The organism is Vibrio sp. 10N.261.52.A1, from assembly GCF_002876325.1.
GTDB classification, from domain to species: Bacteria; Pseudomonadota; Gammaproteobacteria; order Enterobacterales; family Vibrionaceae; genus Vibrio; species Vibrio chagasii.
Genome location: NZ_MCYD01000571.1, coordinates 1 through 6,788, shown reverse-complemented (window position 1 = coordinate 6,788; position 6,788 = coordinate 1). Strand labels below are relative to the sequence as shown.

Genomic DNA, 6,788 nt, shown 5'->3' with positions numbered 1-6,788 from the left:
TAATAACAACACCTTACCTGCTTGCTTCTGAAGCGAATATGATGAAACACAGAAATTTTCGATATAGTTTCGGCAAAATGCAGAAAATGGCGCAATGTGTGAGTGAGTCGTCATCTTGCAGGTTGATTTCTTCCCCACCGCCTTAGCATTTTGGTTCCAGAACTGTCGGTAGCATGATGGTTAAGCCGCAATGTCGGCTAGTCTCTTGCTGATAAATTTACAGAACGACATTCAAGATTCGAGAGATGGTATGTGAAACAGATCGTTTAATCAATCGGTATTTCATACTTAAAATCAAACTATCTTATTGATACTTCTAACACTTTAACGCCGCGTATAACGGTTCATTTTTAGTGGCTCATGAAGCCTTGGTACTCATCCATTTGGCTCAAGTTTTCTATGCCCTTACATCGCCGCTTTCAACACGCTGGCAGACCTTAGCATTTATCCTTGTAAATTTAATGGTCTTTATCTATCTGAATTCTATACCTAAAGTTCCGCTGCGATGAAGCCTTTTGTGCACTGATAATTTTTGTCATCACGATTAATGCTAGAAGGGTGCAACGCGTGTTGAGGTGAACTATCCACTCAACTACTCACGTTCTGAGCCGCACAGATTCAGCGCTAAATACCATGTGTTGTGAATCTATCTTGATCGACTGCTCCATAAATTTGACAAATCGTACCCCACCACCAGCGAATCCCCATAGAACGGATAGATCAAAAGTCATCAATAGGTTTAGCTGCGTAAAAAGTGACGGAGCGAGGATGAAGGCGCTAAAAAACTTCACAACCGAGCAAAGGGTTAGTTAAGAGCGAACAGCCCAATAAAACCGGAGGCTTTCACCGTTTTTGCGCACGGTAGAAAAAAACAAAACAACAAAAATTTATTGTTATTCGATAATTTTTTGTTGATCTACAAATATTACGATGTATATTGGCCCCTCAACACCAACCCTAAACTCTTACGAGGTATAAAATGAAAAAGGCTTTACTGTTTCTTGCTCTTAGTTCTGTTTCTGTTTTCGCTCACGCTAAAGCAACACAAAATTCCGACCAGATGCTTGCCCAAATCGATAATGTTATTGTTTACGCAGGTGAAAATGTAGACAGCTCAGAAGAGGTCTATGAAACGATCAATTCAGCTAACTCTGCTGGGTTCGAAAACTGCGCGGTTTATTTACCGGAGGGGGAATTAGAGGCCAGCACGACGATCACTTTACGCCGCACTGAAGATGGCTTTATGTTGGAGTGTGGCTCTAATTAGAGCTGACGAATAAAAATACCGACCTCTTGGGTCGGTATTTATTCATTTATTGTTTTAGATGCCTATGTTGCGGCATTTAAAGCGAGTGACTGAGCAAACTCTCGCATGTGCCTTGCGTTGTCTGCTTTTTCTGCATCACCACATGCTTTTCCGTAGTATTGAATGTTTGGCGAGGAATACACGGGCAATACTTTTTCAGCGTAGGTCATCACGGTACCCGCTTCCCGGCACAAAGCGCCGAAAGAGTAAGGTTTTATATAATCATGGTTTTCTTGTAGCAACATACCTTTGAGCCAGTGATCGGGAGTGTCGTTGTGCCACGCCCAAGCCAAATGACCGAGTTCATGCTCAAGTACCCCTACCTCTGCTGCAGATGACAGCACTAAAAAGCTACGGCTTAAATTCAGATCAACCGTACCAAAGGTTCCGTCGTCTGAGAACTCGTGGTCTTCAGGAAGAACCAGTGCATAGTAGCTCCCCTCTCGCTGCATGGGTTCCAACACCTCGTCGCCAACCAGCTTAACTAACTGTTTGTGCAGCTTGCTACTTTCCGCATCTTGGAAACCAGAAAGGTCGATTCTAGTGATGCCTGACAATGTTCGCTCCATTGGTACGCATGAATTTTGAAGAACAAGATTAGAGTAGCCTATCATCTTCTGAATTTTTGACTCGCTCATCGATGCGTCGGTAAAGAAGTGAACGGGAGTTTCGACTTTTTCACCCATATCACAAGGGGCAAGGGTCAGTTCTTCGCCTCTGTGTTTACCAACGAAAAAGAGTGCCACAACACCCAGCAAAGTGCCGCCAACCACGAGGTTTTTCTTCATTATATTCCTTTACTATCTTATTGCTTTGATAGCTTTACTAAGTTAGTGCTTTATCAAACCATGTTTTGATGAGGGCAACAGTGTTTCGCTGCTGCCATCAGTGTCTTGATGATGCTAGTTACATGAACCCATTAAGCTAACGCTTTTTCCATAGACAAGTGCACAATGCCTGCTTCCATGAACTCTTCTCCAAATGGTGTGAATCCCAGCTTGGTATAGAAGTCGATGGCTTGCTTTTGTGAGCCAAGATACACGCGCTTGTAACCGCTCTTCTTCGCTTCATCGATGAGCGATAAAACAATCTTCGAGCCAAGCCCCTGTCCTCTAAAATCTCTCATGATGGCAATACGACCAATGTGACCGTCGCTTAAAATACGGCCTGTGCCGACAGGCTTTCCATCGACAGTCACCACGGCATGGATGGCTGAGCTGTCTAACCCATCGAACTCTATTTCAGGTGCGATAAATTGCTCGTTAATAAATACGTTCTCGCGAATAGAACGAATTGATTGTTCATTTTCACTATCAAAAGCAACATTTTTTACTTGGATCATCATTTACCTTTTGTGAACGTAAAAACTGAATGAAACACGAGAACCAAACTAAAAGCACTCGCTTGCATATTCAGCATAACTAAGGGAACGGATCAACCTATTGAAAAGCCGTGCAACATGAAAGGAGTAGTACACAAAATTGAGAAGGATAGCGACAAAACCCAACGCTGATGTGTTGAAATTCACGCGTTGGGTTTGAAGAGATAGTGGTTTATAAACCGGGTTAAGCGTGCGATTTTAGGTACTTTTTAACTTTTTTCATCGCCATTTGACGCTTTAGTGGCGACAGGTAATCAATAAATAGGTTACCCGATAAATGGTCAATTTCATGCTGCATTACGATAGCGAGAAAGTCATCGCTTTCAATGGTGATTGGCTTCCCTTCTCGGTCGAGAGCAGAAACAACCACAGACGTAAAACGCTCGACATCCGCATAATAGTCAGGCACTGATAAGCAGCCTTCTTGGCCCAAAGCTTTGTTGGAGCCACTTGCGACGACCGGGTTCACCAAGATTAACGGTTGGTCTCGGCTGTCTGAAATATCGATAACCACCACGGCCTCTTTACGACCGACCTGAGTGGATGCCAAACCGATACCATTATCCGTGGCATAGAGTGTTTCTAACATATCGTCGATGAGTGTTTGTACCGTCGATACATCTTGCACCTCTTCCGCTTTCACTTTAAGCCTTGGGTCCGGTGCGGTAAGAATGTCTAGAACTGCCATGCTTTCCTTTGAATTTTCAATTGAATCATTACGTTGTAAAAGAGTGAACAAGATAACCCAATGTGCTTTCAGCACCAAGTATGGGCGTTCTGGCTAGTCAAAATTCTTGAAGTTTACCGGCTCCTTCAACAAGTTCACCAAAGGCAAGAACAGAGGTTCTGGCAGTTCATCTAAGTCGAACCATTGCCACTGCTTACACTGATGAGGCTCCATGACTTGAGGCTCACCACGAGAACTGGTCGCGACAACATACAAGGTGACGTAGTGCTTGCCTTCTTTTTCGAAGATATCGTTGGTAAAGCCGAGCTTCCTAAAAGCGCCGACCTCTAACCCTGTCTCTTCAAGGGTTTCTCGCTGCGCGCACTCTTCAATGCTTTCACCCAGTTCAAGGTGCCCACCAGGTGTCGCCCACGTATTCGCACCATGTGAGCCAATGCGCTCGCCAAGTAGGATGCGTCCTTCCCGGAAAATGACCGCAGCCACACCTACACGTACTTGATTGTTCACTCTTTACTCCTTTAAAACACATTACTCGCTACTTGGTGAGGTATACCCTGTGGTTGTCGCGATCACTTCAAAACCACGTTTGGATACAATGGGTTTACTCATATCAGAAGCATCGATGGTAAGGTATTTAACCCCTTTCGATTTGGCTTCCTCAATGCGTTTGTTCAGTAGCAAACTGTAATAGCCTTTACCTCGAAATGCTTCGAGGGTACATCCGCCCCAAATACCTGCAAACGGGCTACTTCCATTAAATATGATCCACGCCGAGGTCACAGGCTGGTCGTCGACATACACGACATAGATAGACACCGAATCTGGCGCCTGCTGTTTAAGGCTGACTAAGTGATTGTAGTGCCATTCGAAATCACCACCCCAAACTTGCTCTTGAACTTTGATTGCATCGCGAATGCCTTTGCTATCCGTTACCTCGGTGATTTTGCCTTCATCAAAGTGCTCGCAGGTGGCCTTAGACAAGTCCAACACCATGAATGATTCGTGCTCATCCTGCTCAAAACCATTCTCGAGCAATACGGCACTGATGTTCGTTGGTGTATCGGTACTGTACGTCTTCCACTCAAAACATAGGTCACGCTGCTTAAAGTACGCGAGTTGCTCTTTAACGATAGAGTCTGTGAGGCTTTCATCGAAGTCGAAAAAGGAGATATAGCTACCATGACGATCGTTAGATACGAACTTAGTCAGGTAGTTCTCTGTGACCTTCATACCATTGAATGAGTTAAAACGTTTCCGCTCGAACTCGTTGTACTCTCGCATTACATCCGTTGTATTCATAATTTTCTCTTGTAGATAGCCCTACCTCTAATCTTTACACCATACACTTCGTACGCCAACCGAGCGAAAACCGATCGATTTACAATTTTTGCTACTGGTGCTGTTTGGCATTACGTCGGTTAAAAGTACCTTTGCCCCTAAGGCGATGGCGTCTTCGATTCGAGATCTTAACAGAGCCGTTTGGCATCCCTTTGAACGATAGCGCTCTTGTGTATACGCATTGGCAAGTATGGCGTGTTCGTTGTTGATGAAACTCGTCGCCCAAGCGCACGGTTTACCCTCTATTTTCGCAACGTAACAACGGAAAGTATCCGTGCAATAGAGCGCGCGTTTCTGCTGCCAAATCTCGTCTGAACACTCTAAACCGGATGTTTTAAGCAAAGCCAAAAACTCATCGGCATTATCTTGCGTCCATCGCTCAATCGTGACTTTACCGACATCGCTCAATGGTTCTACGCTGGATGTTTCTGCAATCAATGGTTCTGCGCTTGATTTTTCAGTACTCGGCTTTTCTACATAGCCTTCTGCGGATAACTCAAGAAACTCATGCTCAAAAGCAGGCACAAACTGATGTTTCGATAGCCATGATTTCAGATCTGTTGTTAAAGCGTTAGGCGCAATAGAAATCTCAGGTGAGATACCATCTGCAAATAGCTTGAGGTCCGCCTCTAAGCTCGCGGAATTGCAAACCCCATCAATGAGGATCTGGTTGTCGTACTTGCGTGTTTTATCGATAAAAACAGTGAAGCCATCATCTTCAATTGAAATCAGTTCACTGGCTAAATCGGTTGAAAGGGTTCGCTCATTATTAAAATAAAAGTATGCGTTATATGCGTCTTTAACTGCTTTAACTTGCATTGTTTTCCTTAACTTGATGGAAACAAAAAGCTCTGTAGGGCCAAAACAACATACGATTAAGTGCTGCTTGTTTTGAATGGTACAGAGCCGATAGGAATACTCGATTGTTACAGGTTTACTTTTAGCGTACCTGACGAGTCCGCGACTAACTTTATTGTTCTAATCACGGCTTGCTTAGAAAGTGGACTGTATAAATGTGGGTAAAGTGCCCCATCATCTTCAGTCCCTACAGGAGGCTCATCTCTTAAGTCTTTAGCAATCACGCTTTTGTCGATTTCTAGAAGATATGCTTGCGCCACTCCCACAAAGAAACAATCTACAATTTTTTGCAGTTGCTCTTCATAAGCAAGGTGGATAAAGCCTTCGTCCTTCAAGGAGGCGGGTTCATAGGTTTCTGTGCTTTGGTATTCTTTGTAATCACTTTCGGTCAGTAAGTGGTATAGCATTTTTATTGATCCTACTTTCTTAGACTTTGAGTCTACTTAAGCCGTTTAGCGGCCACCAAAGTACCTTCAAAGATCGAACTCAGAGTTATAGATTTTGAAGACATTGACTAAAGGTTCCTCCCAGCCGAGGGACACTCTAAGCTGATCAACAATTGGTTTCACTTGGCTCTTTGCCACGTTGATTTCAATTTTTAATAATGGATAATTTTCGACTTTGCCTTTGCTTCCAAACACAGGCGTAGATCCATCAAGCGCTCGGTGAGACCCGGTAACTGACCCAATAGCCCAACAGTGGTCATAGTTTCCAATCCTGTCGACACCGGACTCATGTAAAGTGCTAAGAACTCGCTCTTGTTGTTCAGGCGTACAGAAAATTTCAAGTTTATACATCTAATTTAAACTCCAAAATACCCTGTGTTTTGAATCACTCGGAGACCTCACGAGATGGTTTACAGCTTTCTACCACAGCAAAACTATTCTAAACACAAAGCCTAAAATTTAAGGTGTTGAGCTAGACTCTGAACCTTGTTGATAGGTTTGCGGTCATTCACCTAATAAATCCCAATCTGTTAGGTTTAACTGCTTACTTCTTATGGCGTAGAAGATTGACATAAGCAAGCCAAACAAAGCCCCGCATTGCAAGGATTTATAGGCAGCTTCTAGCATAGATATCCCAATCTCATTCCACTCAAAAAACCATTCAAAACCCCACCATATAGGAGCGACATAGGCCAAACAAAACACAAAATTTAAGAAAAAACCTTGATAGTAAGGCGGCCGTATACGAAACCCGAGTTTACGTAACAATCT

General features: G+C 43.6%; 10 protein-coding genes. 1 reads left to right on the top strand and 9 read right to left on the bottom strand.

Annotated elements, in window-relative coordinates:
• Positions 1-979 precede the first annotated feature (979 nt).
• Entirely contained in the window at positions 980-1,267 is a 288-nt protein-coding gene (locus tag BCT81_RS09190; RefSeq protein ID WP_102423935.1) for a hypothetical protein, read from the top strand.
• Between the two features lie 62 nt (positions 1,268-1,329).
• On the opposite strand, the gene BCT81_RS09185 is transcribed toward BCT81_RS09190, so the two are convergent.
• The 9 genes from BCT81_RS09185 to BCT81_RS29585 form a co-directional block, all read right to left on the bottom strand.
• Complete coding sequence (locus tag BCT81_RS09185) at positions 1,330-2,094, bottom strand: hypothetical protein (RefSeq protein ID WP_102423934.1); 765 nt, start codon at positions 2,092-2,094, stop codon at positions 1,330-1,332.
• Between the two features lie 131 nt (positions 2,095-2,225).
• Positions 2,226-2,648, bottom strand: a complete 423-nt coding sequence (locus BCT81_RS09180) for a GNAT family N-acetyltransferase (protein ID WP_102423933.1) — start codon at positions 2,646-2,648, stop codon at positions 2,226-2,228.
• Between the two features lie 223 nt (positions 2,649-2,871).
• Complete coding sequence (gene def, locus BCT81_RS09175) at positions 2,872-3,375, bottom strand: peptide deformylase (RefSeq protein WP_102423932.1); 504 nt, start codon at positions 3,373-3,375, stop codon at positions 2,872-2,874.
• A gap of 93 nt (positions 3,376-3,468) precedes the next feature.
• Positions 3,469-3,882 carry an NUDIX hydrolase gene (locus BCT81_RS09170; RefSeq protein WP_102423931.1) on the bottom strand — a complete coding sequence of 138 codons (414 nt, stop codon included), beginning with the start codon at positions 3,880-3,882 and terminating at the stop codon, positions 3,469-3,471.
• A 21-nt stretch (positions 3,883-3,903) separates the two neighbouring features.
• A complete protein-coding gene (locus BCT81_RS09165; protein WP_102423930.1) occupies positions 3,904-4,674 on the bottom strand; it encodes a GNAT family N-acetyltransferase in 771 nt (256 codons plus the stop codon).
• A 27-nt stretch (positions 4,675-4,701) separates the two neighbouring features.
• Complete coding sequence (locus tag BCT81_RS09160; protein ID WP_102423929.1) at positions 4,702-5,532, bottom strand: GNAT family N-acetyltransferase; 831 nt, start codon at positions 5,530-5,532, stop codon at positions 4,702-4,704.
• 107 nt (positions 5,533-5,639) lie between these two features.
• The gene (locus tag BCT81_RS09155; RefSeq protein ID WP_102423928.1) at positions 5,640-5,978 is read right to left on the bottom strand and encodes a DUF952 domain-containing protein; all 339 of its coding nucleotides are present in this window, start codon (positions 5,976-5,978) and stop codon (positions 5,640-5,642) included.
• Between the two features lie 66 nt (positions 5,979-6,044).
• Positions 6,045-6,368 carry a hypothetical protein gene (locus BCT81_RS09150; RefSeq protein WP_102265907.1) on the bottom strand — a complete coding sequence of 108 codons (324 nt, stop codon included), beginning with the start codon at positions 6,366-6,368 and terminating at the stop codon, positions 6,045-6,047.
• 153 nt (positions 6,369-6,521) lie between these two features.
• A partial coding sequence (locus BCT81_RS29585) for a DUF6404 family protein (RefSeq protein WP_102423927.1) occupies positions 6,522-6,788 on the bottom strand: 267 nt, incomplete at its 5' end.

Bases quoted from the DNA above. Each gene is read 5' to 3' on its own strand.
- BCT81_RS09185 (WP_102423934.1), bottom strand. From the start codon at position 2,094: ATGAAGAAAAACCTCGTGGTTGGCGGCACTTTGCTGGGTGTTGTGGCA.
- BCT81_RS09165 (WP_102423930.1), bottom strand. From the start codon at position 4,674: ATGAATACAACGGATGTAATGCGAGAGTACAACGAGTTCGAGCGGAAA.
- def (WP_102423932.1), bottom strand. From the start codon at position 3,375: ATGGCAGTTCTAGACATTCTTACCGCACCGGACCCAAGGCTTAAAGTG.
- BCT81_RS09190 (WP_102423935.1), top strand. From the start codon at position 980: ATGAAAAAGGCTTTACTGTTTCTTGCTCTTAGTTCTGTTTCTGTTTTC.
- BCT81_RS09180 (WP_102423933.1), bottom strand. From the start codon at position 2,648: ATGATCCAAGTAAAAAATGTTGCTTTTGATAGTGAAAATGAACAATCA.
- BCT81_RS09155 (WP_102423928.1), bottom strand. From the start codon at position 5,978: ATGCTATACCACTTACTGACCGAAAGTGATTACAAAGAATACCAAAGC.
- BCT81_RS09160 (WP_102423929.1), bottom strand. From the start codon at position 5,532: ATGCAAGTTAAAGCAGTTAAAGACGCATATAACGCATACTTTTATTTT.
- BCT81_RS09150 (WP_102265907.1), bottom strand. From the start codon at position 6,368: ATGTATAAACTTGAAATTTTCTGTACGCCTGAACAACAAGAGCGAGTT.